Origin of the sequence: Neisseria yangbaofengii (assembly GCF_014898075.1) — a bacterium.
Classification (GTDB): Bacteria; Pseudomonadota; Gammaproteobacteria; order Burkholderiales; family Neisseriaceae; genus Neisseria; species Neisseria yangbaofengii.
In genome coordinates this window covers 437,170-463,302 of record NZ_CP062976.1, presented here as the reverse complement: position 1 = coordinate 463,302, position 26,133 = coordinate 437,170, and the positions used below count along the sequence as shown (strand labels likewise).

The following is a 26,133-nucleotide window of genomic DNA, read 5'->3' as shown; positions in this document are numbered from 1 at the left end:
ATGAAAATCAACCGTATGACAAAACTCTTTGCTGCTCTGAGTATGGCAATGGCTGTTCAGGCGGCCTTCGCCGGCAATATCACCGATATCAACGTATCGACTTTGCCTGACAATCAAAAAATCATCAAAATCCGTTTTGATAGCGATATTACCAGCCCTACCGGTTTTGTAACGTCGACACCGTCACGCATTGCCTTGGACTTTGCCAACACCAATATTCAATTATCCCAACCGGTATTAGAATATTCAGACCCTTTATTGAACCAAATTACCGCGGCTCAAAACAACGATCGCGCCCGCATTTTGTTGGGCTTGAACAAAACAGGCCAATACAACACCGAAATCCGTGGTAACGAAGTATGGGTTTATGTCAGCGAAGCCGCTGATCAAAATATGGCTGCGCCGGCAAGCACCTATTCCGCTCCGACATCTGCCCCTACTCCTGCCGTAGCCCGTGCTACTCAAACCAGCCAAGTAGCCACCAGTGCCAATGTTGATTTCCGCAAAGGTTTGCGTAATTCAGGTGTTGTAGAATTATCAGCCCCCACCTTCTCAGGCAGCCCTGACGTGAAACAAGAGCGCGACCGTGTGGTGATTACCTTAAAAAATCACCCTCTACCAACCCAAGCACAACGTAATTTAGATGTGGGAGACTTCAATACACCGGTGCAAAACGTGACTTTAAAACGTATTGGCAATGCAACACAATTGATTATCCGCACCAAAGGCAACTGGGACATTGACACCAAATCTGCTGCCGGTCGCCATACCTTTGAAATCGTACCCAAAGCTGCTACAACCGAAAGCCGCGGCTTGCCCAACAATGCCAACAAATCTTTCAACGGCCGCAAAATTTCTTTGGATTTCCAAGATATAGAAGTCCGTACCATTTTGCAGATTTTGTCTAAAGAATCAGGCATGAATATCGTGGCCAGCGACACGGTTAACGGCAAAATGACTTTATCTTTAAAAGACGTACCTTGGGATCAGGCGTTAGATTTGGTAATGCAGGCGCGTAACTTAGGCATGCGCCGCCAAGGCAATATCATCAATATCGCTCCGCGCGATGAATTATTGGCTAAAGATAAAGCTTTCTTACAAGCAGAAAAAGAGATTGCCGAATTAGGTCCATTATTGTCTCAAACCTTCCAACTGAAATACAAAAACGTTGAAGAATTCCGCAAAATCCTTCGTATTGAAGAAAACGGCGGTAGCGGTAACAGCAATACCCGCAATACCTTGTTAAGCAACCGCGGCAGCGCCTTGATTGACCCTGCCACCAATACTTTGATTATTACCGATAATCACAGCGTGATTGAGAAATTCCGCAAGCTGATTAACGAGCTGGACGTTCCGACACGCCAAGTCATGGTTGAAGCACGAATCGTAGAAGCAGACGAAGGCTTCTCACGCGATTTGGGTGTAAAATTCGGCTATACAGGCATTAAAGGCCGCAATACTTGGGGTTCAAGCTGGTCAAATGCTGTAAAGAATACCGGTACTGCTTACAATAACAATATAGCTGCAGCCAACGCTATTTTAAGCGGTTCTACCACCATCCCTGCTTTGGCCGCTTTGGAAATGAGCCCAAACATTAGCCTGCCAACCACCAATGCAGCAACCACATCAATTGCCTTGGTCCGCTCGCTTGCCTCCGGCGCATTGGGCTTGGAATTAGCCGCAGCCGAAGGCCAAAATAAGAGCAAAACTATTTCCAATCCGCGCGTGCTGACACAAGACCGCAAAGAAGCGACCATCGAATCGGGTACAGAAATTCCTTACCAAGAAGCGACTTCGAGCGGTGCTACCTCGGTATCGTTTAAAAAAGCGGTATTAGGCTTGACGGTAACGCCGAATATCACGCCTGACGGCCAAATCATTATGACGGTGAAAATCAATAAAGATACACCGCAAAACTGTACCGTAGATTCATTGAGCACCATGTGTATCAGCACCAAGAGCCTGAACACGCAAGCCATGGTGGAAGATGGCGGCACCTTGATTGTGGGCGGTATTTACGAGGAAGAAAATTCCAATACTGTCAACAAAGTACCTTTATTGGGCGATATTCCTGTAGTAGGTAACTTGTTCAAATCACGCAGCCGCAATGAAGCGCGCCGTGAATTGCTGGTTTTCATCACGCCGCGCATTATGGATAGCGTAGGCAACAACTTGCGCTACTAATCCTGCTAAACGGGCATACATATTCTCGAATGTATGCCCGTTTTAATATTTCCTTGCGTAAAAAATGAGAAATATTCAGAATAAAACATTTTCCTGCCAATTTCGTATAGAATGGCTACTATGGAAAAAATCAACGGCAACTTAATTTTTATCGGACTGATGGGCGCAGGCAAAACCACTTTGGGCAAACATATCGCCCAAATGCTCGACCGTCCCTTTTACGACAGCGACCATGAAATCTGCTTAGCGTCCGGCGTATCTATCCCGACTATTTTTGAAATGGAAGGCGAACAGGGTTTTCGCGACCGCGAAAGCAATATGCTTAAAAAATTGTGCGCGCTGGAGAACATTGTATTATCTACCGGCGGTGGTGCTCCCTTACGTGAAGAAAACCGCAAATGCTTAAGAGAACACGGCACCGTTGTTTATCTGCATACCCGCCCGGAAATCCTGTTGGAACGTACCCGCTACGACACCAACCGACCATTGTTGCAAGTCGAAGACCCGCTTGGCAAACTGCAAGAGCTATACGGCATCCGCGACAGTATCTACCGCGAAACCGCGCATCTGGTAATTGAATCAGAACATTATCAAAAAACTGTCAACCGCCTGCTCAATGCCCTGCAAGCCGGTTAACACAGATGGCAATATTACGGCAAAGGCCGTCTGAAAACAGAATTTTTTCATGCTTTCAGACGGCCTTTCTCGTCAACTGACACACGTAGGAATAATCATGCACACCCTAAGCGTTCAAACCCCTTCGCATCAATATCCGATTTTTATCGGCCAAAATTTACTGGCTCAAGCCGATAAATTGTTGCAACCTTATTTAACGAAAAAAGCCGCCATCATCACCAATGAAACCATTGCCCCACTATATTTAAAAAGTGTTCAGACGGCCTTAGACAAACTTGGCATCGTCCATTTCAGCATTATTCTTCCCGATGGAGAAGAACATAAAAATTGGCAAACCCTAAACCTGATTTTCGATGATTTGATGCAAAACCACGCCGAACGCAAAACCACCTTAATCGCATTGGGTGGCGGTGTGATTGGTGACATGGTTGGTTTTGCCGCGGCGACTTACCAACGCGGCGCACCGTTTATTCAAGTGCCGACCACCTTGTTAAGCCAAGTGGATTCTTCCGTTGGCGGCAAAACGGCCATCAATCACCCATTGGGCAAAAACATGATTGGGGCATTTTACCAGCCACAAGCTGTACTTGCTGATTTAAGCACGCTGCAAACTTTACCACAGCGCGAATTGTCCGCCGGCATGGCTGAAGTAGTGAAATACGGTGCGCTGGGTGATGCCGATTTCTTTGTTTGGTTGGAACAAAATATGCCTGATTTAATGGGGCATCATCCCGAAAAATTCGCACAAGCGGTTTACCATTGCTGCAAAATGAAAGCCGACATCGTATCACAAGACGAAACCGAACAAGGCATCCGTGCATGGTTAAATCTAGGCCACACCTTCGGCCATGCCATCGAAGCCGAAATGGGTTACGGCGTTTGGTTACACGGTGAAGCCGTGGCTGCCGGCACAGTATTGGCCGCCCGCTTATCAGAGCAATTGGGCAAAACCGCCACCGCCGATACCCAACGCATCGCCGCTTTACTGGAAGCCGCCAAACTACCTGCCGCTCCACCGAAGTTTGCGTTTGAAAAATGGATTGAACACATGAGCCACGACAAGAAGGTCAGCAGCGGCGTGATGCGTTTCATCGGTTTAAACCGCCTAGGCGAAGCCAACATCACCGAAATTACCGATATGGCTATTCTTGAGCGTACATTGCAGCCTTATTTGTAAGCGATATCGAATCATGAGAAAGGCCGTCTGAAAGATTAGGCAAGCATTATTTTGCCAATCTTTCAGACGGCCTTAAGCTGAGACCTTTGCAAAATCTCCGGATTGATTTAAGTACCGTTCAAAAGTTATAGCAGTACGGAAAGCGCAGGCATATCATCTAGATAGACAGGTTTTCGAGCGGTGCATAACGAAGAATGTGCCAAAGATGGAAATTTTGCAAAGGTCTCAAGCTATAGTGGATTCACTATATATTCCGATTCACGCTAACCATAGCACCACAAAGCTATTGAAATCCCTTGTCTGATATACCATAATCCAATGTCTCGCTTCCACATTCATAAAGGCTTTGTCCATGTGCCAACTGCTCGGCATGAACTGCAATACCCCTACCGACATCACGTTTTCGTTTGAAGGTTTCAGACGGCGTGGCGGCATCACCGACCACCATGCAGACGGCTTCGGTATCGGCTTTTTCGAAGGCAAAGGCATCCGCCTGTTTCATGATGACAAACCAAGCGCCAATTCGCCGGTTGCAGATTTGGTGCGCGATTATCCCATCAAATCGGAAAACGTCATTGCGCATATCCGCAAAGCCTCCCAAGGCCAAACTTCTCTCGCAAACACGCACCCATTTGTGCGCGAAATGTGGGGGGAATATTGGCTGTTTGCCCACAACGGCCATCTGATTGATTTTACTCCCGAACAAGGCGATTTCTACCGTGCCGTCGGCTGCACCGATTCGGAACGTGCATTTTGCTATATCCTCAACCGCTTGCGCCAGAAATTTAGCGAAAAACCTGATGAAGTAACCTTATTTGCCGCCATCAGCGAGTTAACCCGCCAGATTCGTACCTACGGGTTGTTTAATTTTGTGATGTCCAACGGCGATTGCCTGTTTGCCCATGCCAGCACTTTGCTGCATTACATCGTACGCAAAGCGCCGTTTGGCAAAGCCCGTTTGCTAGATGATGACGTGATGATCGATTTTGCCGAAGTGACCACACCCAACGACAAAGTCGCGGTAATCGCCACCCTGCCATTGACCCGCGACGAAACTTGGCACCAATTGGCGGTGAATGAACTGGTGATGTTCCGGCAAGGCGATATTGTCCGCTCCGACAAACCGCATACTGCCATTTACATGAGCGTGGAAGAAGGTTTGGCGTTGGCGCGTGCAGTCGGCGTGTCTTGCTAAAAAATAGTTTCATTTACAAGGCCGTCTGAAAACTGAACTGCACCCCAAAAGTTGGACACCCCTCCAACTTTAAAAGGTGCAGTTTTCTTATGTCCAAATATAACCTACACTTCAAATACCAAGCCGCACTCCATTATCACCAAATGCACAGACGGGAAGCTGTACTTATCGCCGATATTGGATGTGTTTAATCGGGAGATTGTGGCCTATTCTTTAAGCCGCAGAGCAAACAGTAAAATGGTGGCGCAAATGTTGGATAAAGCATTTGGCCGTCTGAAAGGCCAAACGCCGCTGCTGCATTCCGACCAGGGTGTGCTTTACCGCACCGGGGCTTATCGGGCGAAACTGGCTGGGAAAGGAATGGTGCAAAGCATGTCGCGCAAAGGAAATTGGCGGGACAATGCGCCGATGGAGCGTTTCTTCGGTACATTAAAAGAAGAGAGCTTCTATCAGGAAGGTGCGTTGTCGGTGGCAGAGCTGACAGAGGTAATAGATGATTACATACGTTACTACAATCATGAGCGGATTAGTTTAAACTTAAAAAAGCTGAGTCCTGTCGGCTACAGAACCCAGCTTGAAAAGGCTGTTTGAGAAAGATTCTTAACTTGTCCAAGTATTGGGGGCAGTTCAGTGTTTTCAGACGGCCTGTTTCGCTCTTTTAATCGTCCAACAAACCGTGCTGCAATAATTTTTTGCGCAAGGTATTGCGGTTCAAACCCAGCATGGCGGCGGCTTTCGATTGATTGCCGTTGCATTCGTCCATCACGCATTGCAGCATGGGTTTTTCGACTTGATGCAGCACCATATCGTACACGCCCACCGGCGTTTCACCGGCTAAGTCTTTGAAGTATTGTTTTAAATTTTGCGCCACACATTGCGCGATATCGACTGTTTGCGTTTTCATCGTTTGCTCTTTTCGTTTACATTCTGTTCGGACGGCCTCACACTAGCTGCCGCTCATCACTTTTATCCCCAATAATGCCAATACACCTCCGCACACGCGGTCTATCCAATGGCCGAAACGCCGGAAACGGCGGTTAACTGCCGGCGCCGACAGCATCAACGCCACCAAGCCGAACCAAATAAACAGCATCAACGTCATCCATGCGCCGTAAGCCGCCATCTGCCACATCGGCATAGTCGGCGACAACACCACGGTAAACAGCGACAACATATACACCACCGCTTTCGGATTCAGCACATTACACAACACGCCGCGCCAAATGATTTGCCATGCCGGTTCGGCCGTCACTTCGGCACGGATTTCGGTCACTTCGTCCGCTGCTTTTGCCGTCAGCCCTTTATAGCCGATATAAATCAGGTACAGGCCGCCGACAATTTTAATCACGGTGAGCAAGGTAGCCGATTGCGCCGCTACGGTTACCAAACCCAGCACCGAATAAATGATGTGCACGCCAAAGCCCAGCGCAATGCCCACCGCCGTCAGCAAACCTGCCGCACGGCCACGGCTTAAGGATTGCTGCGACACCAACACAAAGTCGGGGCCGGGTGACATGCAGGCCAAAATATGCACGCCGGTAATGAGCCAAAAACCTTGCCAAAAATCCATGATTTTCCTTAATGTTTCAGACGGCATTAAAATTAAATTGTCGTTTGGCGAGCCTCCTCTCCCGCCGGACGGGAGAGGGTCAGGGTTATTGGGGAATGGTATTTAAGTTGCTGTTTGGCCGTCTGAAAATTTTATTTGAACAGAATCTTTCAGATGGCCTCCACAGATCTACCGCTTAGCGGGCCTTGTATTCCCCCAACCATCGCCGAACCTAGCGTATCCGTCCCCTCTTCCGCCCGACGGGAGAAGGTTAAGGAGAAGATGGCGCCCTGCTTATCAGTTAATTTGAATTAATCAACGATAAGCACACGCCCATGTATCAGTCTTTTCAGATAGTTTGTCCAAATAAGCCGCCAGCGCATCATACTGCGCCGCTGCGGAATCCAGGCGGTTGATTTCGCGGCGGGTTTCGATGCCTTCGGGCATGGAGTCAAGATACCAGCCAATGTGTTTGCGTGCGATTCTTAAGCCGCTTTGCTCTCCGTAAAATTCATGCATGGCGCGGATGTGGGCAAGCACAGTATCGCTGCATTGCTTCAGCGGTAAGGCTTCGGGCAGCGTGCCGTGTCCGGCGAAATGTTTCAAATCGCGAAACAGCCACGGCCGGCCTTGTGCGCCCCGTCCAATCATCACACCGTCGGCACCGGTTTGCTGCAATACTTCGGCGGCTTTTTGCGGCGAGGTGATGTCGCCGTTAACCCACAACGGCATCTTCAAGCGGCTTTTTGCTTCGGCAATCAATTCGTAACGCGCTTCACCCTGATACATCTGCGTGCGCGTACGGCCGTGCACCGCCAGCGCGGCAATGCCGGCATCTTCGGCGGTTTGGGCGATGGTAAGCAGGTTTTGATGGTCGTCGTGCCAGCCCAAACGCGTTTTCAGGGTGACAGGCACATTCACCGCCTGCACCACCGCGTGCAGAATTTCGGCCACCAGTTTTTCGTTTTGCAGCAAAGCGCTGCCCGCCAACACATTGCACACTTTCTTGGCCGGGCAACCCATATTGATATCAATCACTTGCGCACCAAGCTCGACATTATAACGCGCGGCTTCGGCCATTACCTGCGGCACATTGCCGAGAATCTGTACCGCCACCGTGCCGTTTTCATCGGAAAAATCGCTGCGGCGCAAGGTTTTTTTGGTGCGGCGCAATTCGGGATCGCTGGTGACCATTTCACACACCGCCCAACCCGCGCCAAACTCTCGGCACAAGCGGCGGAAAGGTTTGTCGGTAATGCCTGCCATGGGTGCGAGTGCGATGGGTGTATCAATGGAGTATGCGCCGATTTGCATGGTTGCCGCCGTGTTTGAAAGGGCTGTGATTGTACAATTTTTAAGCAGCTTTTCCAATTGCTTTTACACAACAAAGGCCGTCTGAACACTGATGAAAGACTTCAGACAGCCTCCATTCCTGCCTACGCTTCTTTCGATGGCGACACCGCAGCCAGCAACGGTACCAACATGTCGATAATCAGATTTTCAAACAACGGCGTATCCGGCGGCGATTCTTCATCATGCCCGAACACCAAGGCCACTTCGGTGTAGCTGCCCTGCCCCGTGCTCATTTTACTGCCGAAATACGCAGCCGCGGCGGCGGATTGTGCGGCTTGCCATTCCTGTTTTTTCAGATAGGCTTCGGCAGCGGCCAAGCTGGTTTTCGCAAAAAACGGCAACGGGCGGTGTTGGCCGATATTGTAGTATCCAAGCCATGTTTGCAGGATGTCGCGGGCGGTTTGGCGGTCGATTTCGGGGTAGACCACGGTTTCGTCATTCGACACAAAATAGGTCAGGCTGCTTTCACTTTCAGACGGCCTCACGGCATTGAACAAAATATGTTCCAGCAGCAAGGCAATGCGTTCGGGGGCGTTGAGCTTTTTGTTGCGGAACACAATTTGGCCGCACTGATACACATGATTCAGGCTGCCGATTAAGGTTTGCCGGTCGAACGCCGACTCGTAAGCCACCGGCGGCACTTTCGGGCTTTCGAGTAAATCTTGGTCAAGCTGCTTGGCGGCTGCTTGGAAACGCTGCTGCCACAAATTGCCCAATTCACCGGCAGGCAACAGGCTTTCGGCATTGAGCTTGGTTTCGACGGCGGCAAAATCCTGCCGCCGGCGCCGCGCTTCCAAATACGCATCGGCGATTTTTTCACCCTGTTCCGGCTCGAACGGCTCGGCCGATTGCCATACTTCGTCGCGATACGGTTCACGCCAGCCCAAGGCATTGCGCAGCCATGCTTTGACGGGATTTTTCCAAAAACCGATGAATTCGTTTTGCGTAACGATGGCCGGTGGTTCGGCTTCTTCACCCAAAGGTTGGTTGAAAAACGGTGTCATTTTTTCAGACGGCCTGTGTGCCGCTTCATTCAGAGCTTGGGCGTAATCACGGCGCGTACTGATGAGCTTGGCAGAATCTTGCGGCCGGAAATAGCGCGTGGAAAAGGCCTGCAGCGGATGGTGGCACACCCAGCCGGCCAGCAGATCTTTGCTGCGTTTTCCGGTCATTTCGGCGACAGTGTCGGTGAATTCGCTCAACAAGGCCGACGGCGCCAGCTCGGCATCGTTGACAATGCTGCGGCCGACATACGACAAATACAGAATCTCGCGCGCGCTGATGATGGCTTCGAGAAACAGATAGCGGTCGTCATCGCGGCGGGCGCGGTCGCCTTTTTTCGGGTGTTTGGCAATCAGGTCAAACACGGCCGGCTTGGTGTTGCGCGGGAAATCACCGTCGTTCAGACCCAACAAACACAACACCTTAAACGGCAGGCTGCGCATCGGCACCATGCTGCAGAAGGTAATGCCGCCGCGCAAAAATCCTGCTTGGCTTTCGCTGCTCAAAAAGCGGCTGATGTGTCGGATAACGGTGTGCTGCGGCAACAGGCCGTCTGAAAATCCTGACAATTCAACTTCTTCCTGCCATTTCACCAAAGCTTGTTCGAATTGCTGCGCGGCGTATTGGTCGTCGTCGCCCAAGGCAAATAGGCCGTTGCGCAATCGGCGTATGCGTTCAATCCATTCTTCTGCCGTGGCGGCGGTTTGCCATGTTTGCGCGGTGTCGGCCAAGGTCTGCATAAAGGCGCTGAAGCGGCTGAACACGGCCAACCGGTTGACATCGCCGTGCCACGCGCTGACGTTTTGCCACATGCCGTCGCCGCCGGCGGGCAGCATCCAACCCAGCACCAAGCGCGACAAAGCCTGCTGCCATGTAAACAAATTATCCGACGCGCCGCGCATGTGTTCGTCCAAGCCCCAATGCACGTTGAGTTCGGCGATGGTGTCGTGCAGCAGCGGCAAATCGCCTTCGCTGATTTCAAAGCGGTTTTGCACCAAATGGCTGTCGAGCAGCGGCAGCACTTTATCCACTTCAAAGCGGCTTTCCAGTAAGGCCAATACTTGTTCCAGCGCGTAAAAAAGCGGCTGGCGGCGGCTGAGTTTCACATCGGAAATGGAATACGGCAAGGCTTGCGTACCGTCTGCCGCACGGCCGAACACGGCTTCGATAAACGGGCTGTAGGGTTCGATATTCGGGGTCAGCACGGCGATGTCGTGCGGCTGCCAGTCGGGATGTTCGTGCAGAATGTGCAGCAGTTGGTCTTTCAAAATTTGCAGCTCGCGCAAAGGACTGTGTGCCGACACTACGCGGACAGAGCCGTCCGAAAGCAGCGCATCGCCCTGCCCGTCGGCGTTTTCAGACGGCAGCGACAGCGTTTGAATATCGTTTTGCAGACGGTGCAGCAAGGTTGCCTCGCCGCTGTCTTCGGTTTCATACACCGGCGTTTCCATTTCGATTTCTGACAAAAAATCAAAGAAATCTCGCCCCTGTTTGCCCAATGAAGCCAGCAGCGGATGGCCGGTTTGGCTCAAGTCGACATCGTCGCCGCTTTTTAAAATCTGTGCCGCTTCAATCACATTGCCCCAATGCTGTTCGCTCGGATTGAGTGCGAACACAAACACGTCGCAATGCTCGGAAATGGCCTGAAAAAGCTGCAAATACATCGGCGCCATGGTGGAAATGCCGAATACGAAAAGGCGTTCGGGCAGGTTTTGCGGCGACAAATTGGCCAGCAAGGTTTCCCACAAGGCCACGCGGTGCGGCGCGGTTTGCCTGCCGTTGTCAAGAAAACGCCACAATTGCGCCTGCCAGATTTCGTCTTCGCCCAAACCCAACAATTTGCCTGCCTGCCACGCATCAACCCATTGCGGACGGTACACCAAATATTGGTCAAAAATATCCGCCAGTTGCCCGGCCAAATGGTAATCTGCGGATTCTCCACTGCATAAATAGCTTTGCAGCTTGTCGCGCACGGTTTCAAATTCTGAGGCCGTCTGAAACGCTTCGCTGCGGAACAATGCCAACAGCCGCCAGCGCATCACTTCAGGCGAAAACGGGCTGAGCGCGGGCACATCGGGAATCAGCTCGCGCATCAAACGCCATGTCAAACCGGCAGGCAGGCTAAATTTCAGATTGGCCGCCACACCCGTTTCTTTCGCCAAATAGCTGCTCAAATAACGGCGCATGCCTTGGCTTTGCACCACAATTTCTTCCGCCCTCAGCGCGTGTTTTAAGGGGTGAAGCTGCTGAATGCGGCTGAACAAAGCGGCAAGCGATTCGAGTCGGTTGGATTGATAAAGATGAAACATGGCACAATCTCAGGCAGATAAAAGATGTTGATGGATTATAAGGCCGACTGAACAATTAGTGACGTTTTATTTTCAGACGGCCTGATACATAAAATATGAAATATCAATTGTGAGATAAACCTAGTTTGAAAATAAAAATATATATTTCAAATTCAGCAGGATATAGCCATTTCTCCTGATAAATTTGTCTTATATCAGATTCATTCCCACTTTCATGAAAATTGTATTTATTTAGAACAAGACTATCACTATAATAATCTGCTTTTAATACAAAAGGGAAAGTACATGAACCGCACCCATACAGCGCCGGATATGGCACAACAGGCCAACCGCCGTTATCTCACGGTGTGGCGTTGGCATTTTTACGCAGGCTTTTTTGTCGCGCCTTTTTTAATCTTACTGGCCGCCACCGGCTTGGCCATGCTGCTGTTTGCCAACATCAGCGGCCGTGACGGTGAACGGATTCATGTCACCCCGCAAGCCGCGGTACGGCCTTTGTCGGTGCAGGCTGAAGCAGCACGCAGTGCATTGCAGTCGGAAACGGCCTCGGTTGTGCAATACATTGCCCCGCGTGCCGATGATATGGTGGCGATATTTCGTGTCAATGATAACGACAAGGCCATGATGGTGGCGATTGATCCTTACACGGCGCAGGCAGTCAGCGTATTTCCGCGCAATCAGGATTGGTATCATTTGATGGACGAAATCCACAGCGATATTTTGCTCGGTACGTTTGGTGATTATTTATTAGAAACTGCGGCATCCTTAACCATTTTGCTGATTATCACCGGCATTTATTTGTGGTGGCACAAACAAGGCAGTCTGAAAAATATACTGTTGCCGAAAATTACTTCCGGCCGCTCGGCTTGGCGCGATATTCACGGCGCAGCCGGCGCATGGATTTCGCTGATTTTATTGTTGTTCTGCTTATCCGGCATCGCATGGGCAGGCATTTGGGGCGGCAAGGCGGTGCAGGCTTGGAGCCAGTTTCCGGCAGGTAAATGGGGCGTGGCACCCAACCCCGAATCAGATTTTGCCACCTACGGCGAGTTATTAAATGACGGCAAAACTAAAGAAGTACCGTGGGTGTTGGAGCTGACGCCCATGCCGCAATCAGGTACGACTTTAGGCAAAGACGGCGTTAACCCTGACGAACCGATGACACTGGAAACCGTTGACCGCTACGCACGCGAAATCGGTTTTCAAGGCCGCTATCAAGTGAATCTGCCCAAAGGTGAAAAAGGTGTGTGGACACTGTCACAAGATTCGATGAGTTACGATGCCAACAGCCCGTTTATCGACCGCACCGTGCATCTCGACCAATACAGTGGAAAGCAGTTGGCCGATATCCGTTACGATGACTACAACGCGTTCGGCAAATTCATGGCGGTAAGCATCGCGCTGCACATGGGCACGCTGGGCTGGTGGAGCATAGCAGCTAACGTGGCGTTTTGTTTGGCAGTAATTTTGATGTGTGTCAGCGGCTTTGTGATGTGGTGGAAACGCCGCCCAAGCCATGCCATCGGTTTGAATCCGCCATCAAGCAAGGTGGAATTGCCGGTGTGGTGGGCAATGGCCTTACCGCTTCTGCTGGTGGCACTGCTTTTTCCGACTGCCATCATCGCAATTCTACTGATTGCGATATTGGACTTTGCACTGTTGTCACGTATTCCGGCATTGGGTAAATGGTTTAAATAAAGCATCAGTTAAAAGGCCGTCTGAAAACAATAATATGTTTCAGACGGCCTTGATGATTTTATCTGGCTTTAATCAGCAGACAACCTATTACACTTTACTTTGTTTGCCAAAATCATATGGCATTCTTGATAAGCAGCTATGGTTTGAAACCTTTGCAAAACCCCATGGATCATCAATAAAAACCAAAACGGCTGTCATTCCCGATCAGGCGGGAATAACGTCGGTTCTGAATGCGCTAGCTTTTGAAGAAGTTTTGCAAAGGTCTCGGTTTGAATGTTTTCAGTTTGCAGGCCGTCTGAAATCTTTTATAGTGGGTTCATTTTAAAATAGGACAAGGCGGTGAGCCGAAGACGGTATATAGTCAATCCCCCTAATATAAATTACAATCTCCCCCATGACCTATTCAACAGACTTCCGCCAGCTCGCCTTAGCCAAACTCGCCCAAGGCCTCTCCATCCGTCAAGTAGCCAAAGAGCTCGGCATCGGCAGCGATACCGTGTTCAAATGGAAAAAGAATCCCATTCCCAAAGGCTATCCCAAAGACAGAAAACCCCTCAAAATTACCAAAGAAGCACTGCTTAGAGACGTCGAACAATACCCCGATGCCTATTGCTACGAACGGGCACAACGGCTCAACTGTTCGACCAACGGCATCCACCAGGCATTGAAAAGATACGGAATCAGCCGAAAAAAAGACCAATAAACACCCCAAAGCAGATGTTCGGCTCAGAAAACGCTTTATCAGACTCAGACACCGTTTCCAACTGAAAGAACGTCCGATTGTTTGGCTGGACGAAAGCGGATTCAGAGCTTCCGTCCACCGTCCTTACGGTTATGCCCCAAAAGGCAGACGGTGTATTGATACCCATGACTGGCAGGGACGTAATCAGACTAATGCCATCGGTGCGCTGTATGATAATCAACTGTTTGCGGTCGGTTTGTTTGACTGTTCCATCAACAGCAGGATATTCGACACTTGGATCGAACAGTTACTGATCCCGCAACTGCCGCCCGAGAGTGTGGTGGTGATGGACAATGCGGCGTTTCATAAGGGTAAGGCAGAAGCCTTGCTGAAGGGAAAGGGGCATACCGTCCTATGGATGCCGCCGTACAGCCCCGACTTGAATCCCATCGAAAAGAAATGGGCTTGGTTAAAGGCGAGACGGAGAAAACTTGGGGTGGTGTCTGTGGATGAGTTGTTTAGGAGTGTTATTTAAATTCATGAGATTGACTATAGATAATACGGCTGGGCGAACCAACGCCGTACTATTTTAAAGTGAATCCACTATATTTTATGCATAAGGCTTCAGACGGCCAGACTTTTTATGCCCCTGCGGCCAACATCATCCAAATAAAAAAAGCCCTGCTTTTCAGCAGGGCTTTCTTGACAGGCTATGTGATTAGCCCAGGGTTTCAATGTGGTTTTGCAATACAGATTCCAGTGTCTCGCCAGCAGACAGACCTTGGAAGGTAATGCTGTTTTGGTAAGTTTGGCCATCTTTTGCCACACCGGTAAAGCTCAAGACATGGTTTGCGTCATCCCAAACAGCGTTTGACAACTCCTGCGGGCTAACCAAGTCGGCAAATACCACTTTATCCACGCCGGCTTCGAAGTCGGTAATCACATCGTGACCGCTGTTGCTGTTGGCCAGGAAGACAAACTTGTCTGCATCAGCGCCACCGGTCAAGGTGTCGTTACCGGCACCGCCGAACAAGATGTCGTTATCGGAACCGCCAACTAAGGTGTCGTTACCACCATCGATACGGTCATCCAGCAATTTAACCCAGTTCTCACGAACATAATCGCCGACTTGCTGTTCGGTTGCATCGCTACCGCTGTTTTCCGTCCACTTAATGTATTCGGTCAACGCGCGGGCACCCATACCGTCGTGAGTACCAGCATAGTGCTGAATACCAGTAATGCCGTTCGTCCAGCTCAGGTGGTCAGTGTTGATGCTGTCGCCGATAAGAATGTTATCACCCTCGCCGCCATACAAGGTATCGCTAGACACCGAATTCAACACGCGCTCAACCGTACCGCTTTCCAAAGCCGCATCCAGCTCTTCAGGCGTCGATACCACTTGTGCTTCACCTGCAGAGCCACGGTAATTTACAGGAGGCAGCTGGTAGCTGTTGTAAATAAAGCTATCGTATTGCACCGAATTACCCTCTGCTACGGTATTGTCGAAGAAGCTCAACATTCTTTCTTGAATACCTTGCGAGAAGCCTACCGCATGAACATCTGACACCGCTGACAACTTGGTAAAGCTTTCCAACGCTTTATCAACGTCAAGTTGAGTCAAGTAGCCTCGGTGAGCTACCATACCGGTATTGCCCCAAGTAGTAGGTTGACCGTCAGTCAGGAAGTAAGTTACGTTGTTGTAACCATTGCCTGATACTTGGTTGAACCAAGCCGCTGCTTCACGGAATACATGGTCATAGTTGGTTGCACCGCCGGCTATCAAGCCCTCAATCTTCGCTACCAATTGGTCAACATTAGACTCAGTCAAATTATTGAGGGTAATCACTTGCTTAGCAGTTGTACCGAAAGCAAACAGGGTCACATTCAAATTACCGTCATGATCCGCAAAATCTTGTGCCAACTTCAGCAACGATTTACGGGCAATCTCGATATATGCTTCACCAGTAGAGGTTCTGTAACTCGCCATACTACCCGACGTATCCAAAATCACCGCGATGTTGTAGTCATGACCTGGTTTAATGATTAATTCGTAACCACCGGTATCGCCGATCAATGCATCGTTACCTGTGCCACCCTTAATGGTATTCGAGCCGTTGTTGCCAATCACAGATTTATCGGCATCTTGGCCATTAATGGTGATGGTCAAGGTTGCAGTCGATTTATCACCATCCGCGTCGGTTACGGTGTAAGTGAAAGTCTCTTGCAACGTATCACCGGTATTCAAGGCCTTAACTACCGGGCTATTCGGATTCAAGGTGTAAGTGTATTCACCATTGGCACCCATCGTCAGTAAACCGTATTGGCCTACGTTGTGATCTACTGTCACAGATACAGGCGTATCCGCACCCAGACTGTCGTTATCCATCACATTACCACTCACATAGCTACCTGTTTCGGTGATGCTGTTGACATCATCCACTGCAACCGGAGCAGTATCGGTAATTTGGATATCTAGGCTGTCCATCGCTGTATTACCTGCAGCATCGCGCACCACAACCAAGAAGCTGTCTTTCACAGAATCATCACCTGCACTGTGATCTTCCGCTTTACCATTTTCGGTGTAGCGATAAGACACTTCGCCTTTAACGGCATCATAACCTGTGATGGCCAAAGTACCCAGTTTGGTTGTAATCACAACAGAGTTGCTTTCGCTTGCATTCATCACATCTTTACCGCCGACAGTAATGCTGGCAACAGATTGATCTGTTACTTTAATCACACCAGTTACAACCTCCGCCGAAGCTTCCTTAACAGCATTGTCTTCAGCCACAACATTCGGTGCAGTCGTGTCGATTACGTTACCTTTACCATCGTTGTCATCACGGGCCACTGCTTCGTTACCGGCTTTGTCGGTCACTTTGGCATCTACCGTGTAGTTACCATCCGGCAATCCGTTCGGCACTTCTACTTCATAGGTGCCGTCTGCTTTCACCGTAGTAGTCACCACTTGAGCTTTACAGTTGGCATCGGTAATGGTCAATGTCACCACTTGGCCTTCTTCCACGTCAGTAGTCGTACCGGTAATTAAAGGTGTGTTGTCATTACTCAAATCCGGTGCTTCTACGGTAATCTCGGCCGTCGTGTCGATGGTGCCTTCGTCGCTGGCCTGGCCTTTGTTGCCGGCCGGGTCTTCCACTTCGGCGGTCACTTTAACCGGACCTTCCGGCAATTCGTTCGGTACTTCTACCTCGAAGCTGCCGTCGCCTTTAACGGTGGTGGTCACCACTTGGGTGCCGCCGTTGGCGTCGGTCACGGTTACGGTCACTACCGTGCCTTCCGGCGCGTCTGTGGTGCCGGTAACGGTTGGGGTGGTGTCGTTGCCGGCTTCCGGTACGTCTACGGTAATCACCGGTGCCGTCGTGTCGATGGTGCCTTCGTCGCTGGCCTGGCCTTTGTTGCCGGCCGGGTCTTCCACTTCGGCGGTCACTTTAACCGGACCTTCCGGCAATTCGTTCGGTACTTCTACCTCGAAGCTGCCGTCGCCTTTAACGGTGGTGGTCACCACTTGGGTGCCGCCGTTGGCGTCGGTCACGGTTACGGTCACTACCGTGCCTTCCGGCGCGTCTGTGGTGCCGGTAACGGTTGGGGTGGTGTCGTTGCCGGCTTCCGGTACGTCTACGGTAATCACCGGTGCCGTCGTGTCGATGGTGCCTTCGTCGCTGGCCTGGCCTTTGTTGCCGGCCGGGTCTTCCACTTCGGCGGTCACTTTAACCGGACCTTCCGGCAATTCGTTCGGTACTTCTACCTCGAAGCTGCCGTCGCCTTTAACGGTGGTGGTCACCACTTGGGTGCCGCCGTTGGCGTCGGTCACGGTTACGGTCACCACCGTGCCTTCCGGCGCGTCTGTGGTGCCGGTAACGGTTGGGGTGGTGTCGTTGCCGGCTTCCGGTACGTCTACGGTAATCACCGGTGCCGTCGTGTCGATGGTGCCTTCGTCGCTGGCCTGGCCTTTGTTGCCGGCCGGGTCTTCCACTTCGGCGGTCACTTTAACCGGACCTTCCGGCAATTCGTTCGGTACTTCTACCTCGAAGCTGCCGTCGCCTTTAACGGTGGTGGTCACCACTTGGGTGCCGCCGTTGGCGTCGGTCACGGTTACGGTCACCACCGTGCCTTCCGGCGCGTCTGTGGTGCCGGTAACGGTTGGGGTGGTGTCGTTGCCGGCTTCCGGTACGTCTACGGTAATCACCGGTGCCGTCGTGTCGATGGTGCCTTCGTCGCTGGCCTGGCCTTTGTTGCCGGCCGGGTCTTCCACTTCGGCGGTCACTTTAACCGGACCTTCCGGCAATTCGTTCGGTACTTCCACCTCGAAGCTGCCGTCGCCTTTAACGGTGGTGGTCACCACTTGGGTGCCGCCGTTGGCGTCGGTCACGGTTACGGTCACCACCGTGCCTTCCGGCGCGTCTGTGGTGCCGGTAACGGTTGGGGTGGTGTCGTTGCCGGCTTCCGGTACGTCTACGGTAATCACCGGTGCCGTCGTGTCGATGGTGCCTTCGTCGCTGGCCTGGCCTTTGTTGCCGGCCGGGTCTTCCACTTCGGCGGTCACTTTAACCGGACCTTCCGGCAATTCGTTCGGTACTTCCACCTCGAAGCTGCCGTCGCCTTTAACGGTGGTGGTCACCACTTGGGTGCCGCCGTTGGCGTCGGTCACGGTTACGGTCACCACCGTGCCTTCCGGCGCGTCTGTGGTGCCGGTAACGGTTGGGGTGGTGTCGTTGCCGGCTTCCGGTACGTCTACGGTAATCACCGGTGCCGTCGTGTCGATGGTGCCTTCGTCGCTGGCCTGGCCTTTGTTGCCGGCCGGGTCTTCCACTTCGGCGGTCACTTTAACCGGACCTTCCGGCAATTCGTTCGGTACTTCTACCTCGAAGCTGCCGTCGCCTTTAACGGTGGTGGTCACCACTTGGGTGCCGCCGTTGGCGTCGGTCACGGTTACGGTCACTACCGTGCCTTCCGGCGCGTCTGTGGTGCCGGTAACGGTTGGGGTGGTGTCGTTGCCGGCTTCCGGTACGTCTACGGTAATCACCGGTGCCGTCGTGTCGATGGTGCCTTCGTCGCTGGCCTGGCCTTTGTTGCCGGCCGGGTCTTCCACTTCGGCGGTCACTTTAACCGGACCTTCCGGCAATTCGTTCGGTACTTCCACCTCGAAGCTGCCGTCGCCTTTAACGGTGGTGGTCACCACTTGGGTGCCGCCGTTGGCGTCGGTCACGGTTACGGTCACTACCGTGCCTTCCGGCGCGTCTGTGGTGCCGGTAACGGTTGGGGTGGTGTCGTTGCCGGCTTCCGGTACGTCTACGGTAATCACCGGTGCCGTCGTGTCGATGGTGCCTTCGTCGCTGGCCTGGCCTTTGTTGCCGGCCGGGTCTTCCACTTCGGCGGTCACTTTAACCGGACCTTCCGGCAATTCGTTCGGTACTTCTACCTCGAAGCTGCCGTCGCCTTTAACGGTGGTGGTCACCACTTGGGTGCCGCCGTTGGCGTCGGTCACGGTTACGGTCACCACCGTGCCTTCCGGCGCGTCTGTGGTGCCGGTAACGGTTGGGGTGGTGTCGTTGCCGGCTTCCGGTACGTCTACGGTAATCACCGGTGCCGTCGTGTCGATGGTGCCTTCGTCGCTGGCCTGGCCTTTGTTGCCGGCCGGGTCTTCCACTTCGGCGGTCACTTTAACCGGACCTTCCGGCAATTCGTTCGGTACTTCTACCTCGAAGCTGCCGTCGCCTTTAACGGTGGTGGTCACCACTTGGGTGCCGCCGTTGGCGTCGGTCACGGTTACGGTCACTACCGTGCCTTCCGGCGCGTCTGTGGTGCCGGTAACGGTTGGGGTGGTGTCGTTGCCGGCTTCCGGTACGTCTACGGTAATCACCGGTGCCGTCGTGTCGATGGTGCCTTCGTCGCTGGCCTGGCCTTTGTTGCCGGCCGGGTCTTCCACTTCGGCGGTCACTTTAACCGGACCTTCCGGCAATTCGTTCGGTACTTCTACCTCGAAGCTGCCGTCGCCTTTAACGGTGGTGGTCACCACTTGGGTGCCGCCGTTGGCGTCGGTCACGGTTACGGTCACTACCGTGCCTTCCGGCGCGTCTGTGGTGCCGGTAACGGTTGGGGTGGTGTCGTTGCCGGCTTCCGGTACGTCTACGGTAATCACCGGTGCCGTCGTGTCGATGGTGCCTTCGTCGCTGGCCTGGCCTTTGTTGCCGGCCGGGTCTTCCACTTCGGCGGTCACTTTAACCGGACCTTCCGGCAATTCGTTCGGTACTTCTACCTCGAAGCTGCCGTCGCCTTTAACGGTGGTGGTCACCACTTGGGTGCCGCCGTTGGCGTCGGTCACGGTTACGGTCACTACCGTGCCTTCCGGCGCGTCTGTGGTGCCGGTAACGGTTGGGGTGGTGTCGTTGCCGGCTTCCGGTACGTCTACGGTAATCACCGGTGCCGTCGTGTCGATGGTGCCTTCGTCGCTGGCCTGGCCTTTGTTGCCGGCCGGGTCTTCCACTTCGGCGGTCACTTTAACCGGACCTTCCGGCAATTCGTTCGGTACTTCTACCTCGAAGCTGCCGTCGCCTTTAACGGTGGTGGTCACCACTTGGGTGCCGCCGTTGGCGTCGGTCACGGTTACGGTCACCACCGTGCCTTCCGGCGCGTCTGTGGTGCCGGTAACGGTTGGGGTGGTGTCGTTGCCGGCTTCCGGTACGTCTACGGTAATCACCGGTGCCGTCGTGTCGATGGTGCCTTCGTCGCTGGCCTGGCCTTTGTTGCCGGCCGGGTCTTCCACTTCGGCGGTCACTTTAACCGGACCTTCCGGCAATTCGTTCGGTACTTCTACCTCGAAGCTGCCGTCGCCTTTAACGGTGGTGGTCACCACTTGGGTGCCGCCGTTGGCGTCGGTCACGGTTACGGTCACTACCGTGCCTTCCGGCGCGTCTGTGGTGCCGGTAACGGTTGGGGTGGTGTCGTTGCCGGCTTCCGGTACGTCTACGGTAATCACCGGTGCCGTCGTGTCGATGGTGCCTTCGTCGCTGGCCTGGCCTTTGTTGCCGGCCGGGTCTTCCACTTCGGCGGTCACTTTAACCGGACCTTCCGGCAATTCGTTCGGTACTTCTACCTCGAAGCTGCCGTCGCCTTTAACGGTGGTGGTCACCACTTGGGTGCCGCCGTTGGCGTCGGTCACGGTTACGGTCACTACCGTGCCTTCCGGCGCGTCTGTGGTGCCGGTAACGGTTGGGGTGGTGTCGTTGCCGGCTTCCGGTACGTCTACGGTAATCACCGGTGCCGTCGTGTCGATGGTGCCTTCGTCGCTGGCCTGGCCTTTGTTGCCGGCCGGGTCTTCCACTTCGGCGGTCACTTTAACCGGACCTTCCGGCAATTCGTTCGGTACTTCCACCTCGAAGCTGCCGTCGCCTTTAACGGTGGTGGTCACCACTTGGGTGCCGCCGTTGGCGTCGGTCACGGTTACGGTCACTACCGTGCCTTCCGGCGCGTCTGTGGTGCCGGTAACGGTTGGGGTGGTGTCGTTGCCGGCTTCCGGTACGTCTACGGTAATCACCGGTGCCGTCGTGTCGATGGTGCCTTCGTCGCTGGCCTGGCCTTTGTTGCCGGCCGGGTCTTCCACTTCGGCGGTCACTTTAACCGGACCTTCCGGCAATTCGTTCGGTACTTCTACCTCGAAGCTGCCGTCGCCTTTAACGGTGGTGGTCACCACTTGGGTGCCGCCGTTGGCGTCGGTCACGGTTACGGTCACTACCGTGCCTTCCGGCGCGTCTGTGGTGCCGGTAACGGTTGGGGTGGTGTCGTTGCCGGCTTCCGGTACGTCTACGGTAATCACCGGTGCCGTCGTGTCGATGGTGCCTTCGTCGCTGGCCTGGCCTTTGTTGCCGGCCGGGTCTTCCACTTCGGCGGTCACTTTAACCGGACCTTCCGGCAATTCGTTCGGTACTTCTACCTCGAAGCTGCCGTCGCCTTTAACGGTGGTGGTCACCACTTGGGTGCCGCCGTTGGCGTCGGTCACGGTTACGGTCACCACCGTGCCTTCCGGCGCGTCTGTGGTGCCGGTAACGGTTGGGGTGGTGTCGTTGCCGGCTTCCGGTACGTCTACGGTAATCACCGGTGCCGTCGTGTCGATGGTGCCTTCGTCGCTGGCCTGGCCTTTGTTGCCGGCCGGGTCTTCCACTTCGGCGGTCACTTTAACCGGACCTTCCGGCAATTCGTTCGGTACTTCCACCTCGAAGCTGCCGTCGCCTTTAACGGTGGTGGTCACCACTTGGGTGCCGCCGTTGGCGTCGGTCACGGTTACGGTCACCACCGTGCCTTCCGGCGCGTCTGTGGTGCCGGTAACGGTTGGGGTGGTGTCGTTGCCGGCTTCCGGTACGTCTACGGTAATCACCGGTGCCGTCGTGTCGATGGTGCCTTCGTCGCTGGCCTGGCCTTTGTTGCCGGCCGGGTCTTCCACTTCGGCGGTCACTTTAACCGGACCTTCCGGCAATTCGTTCGGTACTTCTACCTCGAAGCTGCCGTCGCCTTTAACGGTGGTGGTCACCACTTGGGTGCCGCCGTTGGCGTCGGTCACGGTTACGGTCACCACCGTGCCTTCCGGCGCGTCTGTGGTGCCGGTAACGGTTGGGGTGGTGTCGTTGCCGGCTTCCGGTACGTCTACGGTAATCACCGGTGCCGTCGTGTCGATGGTGCCTTCGTCGCTGGCCTGGCCTTTGTTGCCGGCCGGGTCTTCCACTTCGGCGGTCACTTTAACCGGACCTTCCGGCAATTCGTTCGGTACTTCTACCTCGAAGCTGCCGTCGCCTTTAACGGTGGTGGTCACCACTTGGGTGCCGCCGTTGGCGTCGGTCACGGTTACGGTCACCACCGTGCCTTCCGGCGCGTCTGTGGTGCCGGTAACGGTTGGGGTGGTGTCGTTGCCGGCTTCCGGTACGTCTACGGTAATCACCGGTGCCGTCGTGTCGATGGTGCCTTCGTCGCTGGCCTGGCCTTTGTTGCCGGCCGGGTCTTCCACTTCGGCGGTCACTTTAACCGGACCTTCCGGCAATTCGTTCGGTACTTCCACCTCGAAGCTGCCGTCGCCTTTAACGGTGGTGGTCACCACTTGGGTGCCGCCGTTGGCGTCGGTCACGGTTACGGTCACCACCGTGCCTTCCGGCGCGTCTGTGGTGCCGGTAACGGTTGGGGTGGTGTCGTTGCCGGCTTCCGGTACGTCTACGGTAATCACCGGTGCCGTCGTGTCGATGGTGCCTTCGTCGCTGGCCTGGCCTTTGTTGCCGGCCGGGTCTTCCACTTCGGCGGTCACTTTAACCGGACCTTCCGGCAATTCGTTCGGTACTTCCACCTCGAAGCTGCCGTCGCCTTTAACGGTGGTGGTCACCACTTGGGTGCCGCCGTTGGCGTCGGTCACGGTTACGGTCACCACCGTGCCTTCCGGCGCGTCTGTGGTGCCGGTAACGGTTGGGGTGGTGTCGTTGCCGGCTTCCGGTACGTCTACGGTAATCACCGGTGCCGTCGTGTCGATCACCATCGGCATATCATCAACAGCTTTAGCAGAATTACCTACTTTATCTGTAACCTGTGCTTCCACAGTGTATTTGCCATCTAAAAGTGGAGCGCGCAATGGTACGTCTACGCTGTAAGTGCCATCGGCTTTTACCGTAGTAGTCAATGTTTGAACTACATTACCTTCAGAATCTGTCACTGTAACGGTCACAATTTGACCTTCTTCAACATCAGTAGTCGTACCGGTAACTGTTGGCGAATTATCTGTAGTCAAATCCGGTGCATTAACGGTAATCGCGGCAGTTGTATCAATATCGCCTTTGTCTTCGGCAATATTACTTGGGTTACCAACTTTATCGGTTACCTTAGCTGTAACGGTATATTCACCATCTGCCAGTTCATTAGGCACTTCAACACTATATTTACCATCTTTCACTTCAGCAGTAACAGTTTGAACTTGGCCTTTTGAATCAGTAATTGTCAGCGTAACAACTTGGCCATCTTCTGCATCAGTTGTACCCACGATCGTTGGCGTATTGTCGTTAGATGTACCATCCGGTGCATCTACGGTAATCGTGGCAGTCGTGTCGATGGTGCCTTCGTCTGTTGCCGCAGCTGTTTTACCATCAGTATTGGATACCTTTGCTTCAACAGTGTATTTACCATCAGGCAACTCATCAGGCACCTCGATAAAGTATTCACCTTCTTCATTTACCGGCGCAGTCAGGGTATGCGTAACACCTTCGGAATCCGTAATCGTCAAAGTAACGATTTGACCGATGGCATCAGAAGTGCCGGTAATCAAAGGCGTATTGTCGTTTGAGACTTCATCCGGTGCATCTACGGTCAGCAATACAACTGCGTCAATGACGCTTGAGTCACTTGCTTTGGCAACATTGCCTGCTTTATCCGCTACAACAGCTTCAACGCGATACGGGCCATCAGGCAACTCATTCGGTACTTCAACCGAATAAGTACTGTCTTCTTGCACAGTAGTGGTTACGATTTGAGTGTTGCCATTAGAATCAGTAATGGTCAAGGTTACGACTTGACCCGGCTCCACATCATCAACGGTACCGGCAATGGTAGGCTTGGCATTAGAAGGATCATTAGGCGCATCAACGGTAATAAACGCTTTATTGTCTTTATCATCGTCATCATTTTTAGCCAATACCGCAGCTGCCGCACCCAACGGCAACAATGCCAGCAACCACAAAGGATTTGGCGCCCACAGGCTGTTGATGATTTCACCACCCAAAGCTTGGCCTGCCTCAACCTCTTCAGCCAGCATAGTAACGGCATCAGCAGGTTCAGCACTCTCCGGAACGTATGGATACATACCGCCGTTTTCGTGCTGGCCGATCAACAGACTGCTCTTAGAAGCATCGGTTTCGCTTGAGTAGTAGCCTTCGATAATCAGGTCAGGATTGCTGATGTCAGAACCTTCAAAAGCCACTTCCAAGTTATCGCCGACACGTTTGGTCATAATGTTTTCAGGACCAAATTGAGTCGCATCATCGATAAACTGATAGTTCACCTTGGCTTGAGCGGGAATGCGCAACACCTCGCCGGATGCCGTCTGAAATTGAACTGTTTCGACGGTTTCTTTAGCGTTGTTGATTTTTAACGTAATGTTTTTAGACATTTTAAGTACCTTTTATTGTTAATTATTTCTCACCGTGCAGAATGATTTCCACACGACGGTTAGGTTGGTCACATTCCTTACGAGCCTTGGCGTTTGCAGGGAAACGTTTGCGGCAATCGTTAATCAGCAATTCTTGCGCACCGCGGCCTTGGGCAGAAATCAGATTAGTATCCAAGCCACTTTCCCCCAGTGCACGTTTTACAGTCTCCGCGCGACGAACAGACAAGCCTTGGTTATAAGCCGGTTTACCTTCAGGGTCAGTATGGCCGATAACTTCAATGCTGTTTACTTTGGCTTTGTTTTCACGGATATCTGCAGATACGGCAGCGATTTCCTGTTTACCTTTTTCCAACATGTCTTTATAGTCGGCACGGTCAAATTTAAACAGGGCAGAGGCTTCTAAATTGTATTTTTTCAGCACTTGCGCACATTTGGCAGGGCTGACGACACGGGATAATGTATGATTTTGACGTTTTACACCTTTCATTTCCGCTTCAGCTTGTTCAGGTGTTACGCTTTGCAAAACAGGTTGGCCGCTGCCGTTATCGACAACTTTAAAGAAAGAAACCGTAGATTCAGGCAGGTTATAGTAATCGCCTGAATTGGCTTTTTTATAGTATGCTGCGTCTTGGCGGGTAAAATCAGCAAAGAATTTTTGGTTTTGCGCACAAATCAATTCTTGGCGGTAAGCATTAGGCTGCAAAGAACCCGAATATTCACCGTTTACATAAATATTAACGGTAGAACCTTCCAAAGCATTGGCTTGACGGTAGAACACCACAGAAGAGCGGCCTTCCGGCACATCGGTGCTGTAAACGGTTTCCGTTGTATCAACCCACGTTTCTTTTTGTTGATGCGCGCAACCAACCAACATGGCCACCGGCAACATCCCCCATAACAAGCTACGAAACTTCAGCATTTTAATTAAGCTCCTATTTATTTGATTATAATGGTTTAAATTTTTAAAACGGCGCATAAATACATCACTAAGGCCGCAAATGAATTATTATTTATCGGTCATAACAAGCTGCCAATACTCATCCGATACTAACTCTCATGCCATAATGATATACGCTTCAACTGAGTAATATTTTTATTGGATATTAACGGTAAATTAATCAGACGACAGGTATTGAATACCAACTTGGCATTATCATTCCGACACATTATTTAACAATTCAACTGATATTATAAAT

14 protein-coding genes and 1 pseudogene are annotated in these 26,133 nt (G+C 52.5%); 9 read left to right on the top strand and 6 right to left on the bottom strand.

Annotation, left to right across the window (positions count from 1 at the left end; genetic code table 11):
• The 5 genes and pseudogenes from H4O27_RS02380 to H4O27_RS02360 all read left to right on the top strand — a co-directional run.
• The gene (locus H4O27_RS02380; RefSeq protein WP_165009814.1) at nucleotides 1–2,184 is read left to right on the top strand and encodes a type IV pilus secretin PilQ; all 2,184 of its coding nucleotides are present in this window, start codon (nucleotides 1–3) and stop codon (nucleotides 2,182–2,184) included.
• A 111-nt stretch (nucleotides 2,185–2,295) separates the two neighbouring features.
• Nucleotides 2,296–2,820: a shikimate kinase gene (locus H4O27_RS02375; protein ID WP_165009816.1), complete on the top strand. Its 525-nt coding sequence runs from the start codon at nucleotides 2,296–2,298 to the stop codon at nucleotides 2,818–2,820.
• A gap of 97 nt (nucleotides 2,821–2,917) precedes the next feature.
• Complete coding sequence (gene aroB / locus H4O27_RS02370) at nucleotides 2,918–3,997, top strand: 3-dehydroquinate synthase (RefSeq protein WP_165009818.1); 1,080 nt, start codon at nucleotides 2,918–2,920, stop codon at nucleotides 3,995–3,997.
• Nucleotides 3,998–4,349: 352 nt separating this feature from the next.
• On the top strand, nucleotides 4,350–5,192 hold the full coding sequence (locus H4O27_RS02365; protein WP_165009820.1) for a class II glutamine amidotransferase: 843 nt from the start codon (nucleotides 4,350–4,352) through the stop codon (nucleotides 5,190–5,192).
• A gap of 156 nt (nucleotides 5,193–5,348) precedes the next feature.
• Nucleotides 5,349–5,783, top strand: a pseudogene (locus H4O27_RS02360) (IS3 family transposase); the annotation flags it as partial.
• A gap of 67 nt (nucleotides 5,784–5,850) precedes the next feature.
• Here H4O27_RS02360 and H4O27_RS02355 read toward each other — a convergent pair.
• The 4 genes from H4O27_RS02355 to recC all read right to left on the bottom strand — a co-directional run bounded on the left by H4O27_RS02355 (nucleotide 5,851) and on the right by recC (nucleotide 11,405).
• Nucleotides 5,851–6,096, bottom strand: coding sequence for a Fis family transcriptional regulator (locus H4O27_RS02355; RefSeq protein WP_095501972.1), 246 nt, complete (start codon nucleotides 6,094–6,096; stop codon nucleotides 5,851–5,853).
• A gap of 42 nt (nucleotides 6,097–6,138) precedes the next feature.
• Nucleotides 6,139–6,762 (bottom strand): LysE family translocator, encoded by a 624-nt coding sequence (locus H4O27_RS02350; RefSeq protein WP_165009823.1) that lies wholly within the window; start codon nucleotides 6,760–6,762, stop codon nucleotides 6,139–6,141.
• 294 nt (nucleotides 6,763–7,056) lie between these two features.
• On the bottom strand, nucleotides 7,057–8,055 hold the full coding sequence (gene dusB, locus H4O27_RS02345) for a tRNA dihydrouridine synthase DusB (RefSeq protein WP_165009825.1): 999 nt from the start codon (nucleotides 8,053–8,055) through the stop codon (nucleotides 7,057–7,059).
• Nucleotides 8,056–8,177: 122 nt separating this feature from the next.
• On the bottom strand, nucleotides 8,178–11,405 hold the full coding sequence (gene recC / locus H4O27_RS02340) for an exodeoxyribonuclease V subunit gamma (RefSeq protein ID WP_165009827.1): 3,228 nt from the start codon (nucleotides 11,403–11,405) through the stop codon (nucleotides 8,178–8,180).
• A 285-nt stretch (nucleotides 11,406–11,690) separates the two neighbouring features.
• Between recC and H4O27_RS02335 the strand changes: the two genes are divergently transcribed.
• From H4O27_RS02335 to H4O27_RS02320, 4 genes are all read left to right on the top strand, one after another.
• Nucleotides 11,691–13,103, top strand: a complete 1,413-nt coding sequence (locus tag H4O27_RS02335) for a PepSY-associated TM helix domain-containing protein (protein ID WP_371865583.1) — start codon at nucleotides 11,691–11,693, stop codon at nucleotides 13,101–13,103.
• 34 nt (nucleotides 13,104–13,137) lie between these two features.
• Entirely contained in the window at nucleotides 13,138–13,428 is a 291-nt protein-coding gene (locus H4O27_RS02330; RefSeq protein ID WP_165009829.1) for a hypothetical protein, read from the top strand.
• A 69-nt stretch (nucleotides 13,429–13,497) separates the two neighbouring features.
• The gene (locus H4O27_RS02325; RefSeq protein WP_165010422.1) at nucleotides 13,498–13,806 is read left to right on the top strand and encodes an IS630 transposase-related protein; all 309 of its coding nucleotides are present in this window, start codon (nucleotides 13,498–13,500) and stop codon (nucleotides 13,804–13,806) included.
• Nucleotides 13,807–13,843: 37 nt separating this feature from the next.
• On the top strand, nucleotides 13,844–14,320 hold the full coding sequence (locus H4O27_RS02320; RefSeq protein ID WP_226883489.1) for an IS630 family transposase: 477 nt from the start codon (nucleotides 13,844–13,846) through the stop codon (nucleotides 14,318–14,320).
• 183 nt (nucleotides 14,321–14,503) lie between these two features.
• On the opposite strand, the gene H4O27_RS02315 is transcribed toward H4O27_RS02320, so the two are convergent.
• Nucleotides 14,504–24,937 (bottom strand): Ig-like domain-containing protein, encoded by a 10,434-nt coding sequence (locus H4O27_RS02315; RefSeq protein ID WP_193004317.1) that lies wholly within the window; start codon nucleotides 24,935–24,937, stop codon nucleotides 14,504–14,506.
• A gap of 22 nt (nucleotides 24,938–24,959) precedes the next feature.
• A complete protein-coding gene (locus tag H4O27_RS02310; protein WP_165006562.1) occupies nucleotides 24,960–25,856 on the bottom strand; it encodes an OmpA family protein in 897 nt (298 codons plus the stop codon).
• Between the last annotated feature and the right edge of the window lie 277 nt (nucleotides 25,857–26,133).

Coding starts and splice junctions, on each gene's coding strand:
- H4O27_RS02380 (WP_165009814.1), top strand. CDS start 1: ATGAAAATCAACCGTATGACAAAACTCTTTGCTGCTCTGAGTATGGCA.
- H4O27_RS02375 (WP_165009816.1), top strand. CDS start 2,296: ATGGCTACTATGGAAAAAATCAACGGCAACTTAATTTTTATCGGACTG.
- aroB (WP_165009818.1), top strand. CDS start 2,918: ATGCACACCCTAAGCGTTCAAACCCCTTCGCATCAATATCCGATTTTT.
- H4O27_RS02365 (WP_165009820.1), top strand. CDS start 4,350: ATGTGCCAACTGCTCGGCATGAACTGCAATACCCCTACCGACATCACG.
- H4O27_RS02355 (WP_095501972.1), bottom strand. CDS start 6,096: ATGAAAACGCAAACAGTCGATATCGCGCAATGTGTGGCGCAAAATTTA.
- H4O27_RS02350 (WP_165009823.1), bottom strand. CDS start 6,762: ATGGATTTTTGGCAAGGTTTTTGGCTCATTACCGGCGTGCATATTTTG.
- dusB (WP_165009825.1), bottom strand. CDS start 8,055: ATGCAAATCGGCGCATACTCCATTGATACACCCATCGCACTCGCACCC.
- recC (WP_165009827.1), bottom strand. CDS start 11,405: ATGTTTCATCTTTATCAATCCAACCGACTCGAATCGCTTGCCGCTTTG.
- H4O27_RS02335 (WP_371865583.1), top strand. CDS start 11,691: ATGAACCGCACCCATACAGCGCCGGATATGGCACAACAGGCCAACCGC.
- H4O27_RS02330 (WP_165009829.1), top strand. CDS start 13,138: ATGTTTCAGACGGCCTTGATGATTTTATCTGGCTTTAATCAGCAGACA.
- H4O27_RS02325 (WP_165010422.1), top strand. CDS start 13,498: ATGACCTATTCAACAGACTTCCGCCAGCTCGCCTTAGCCAAACTCGCC.
- H4O27_RS02315 (WP_193004317.1), bottom strand. CDS start 24,937: ATGTCTAAAAACATTACGTTAAAAATCAACAACGCTAAAGAAACCGTC.
- H4O27_RS02310 (WP_165006562.1), bottom strand. CDS start 25,856: ATGCTGAAGTTTCGTAGCTTGTTATGGGGGATGTTGCCGGTGGCCATG.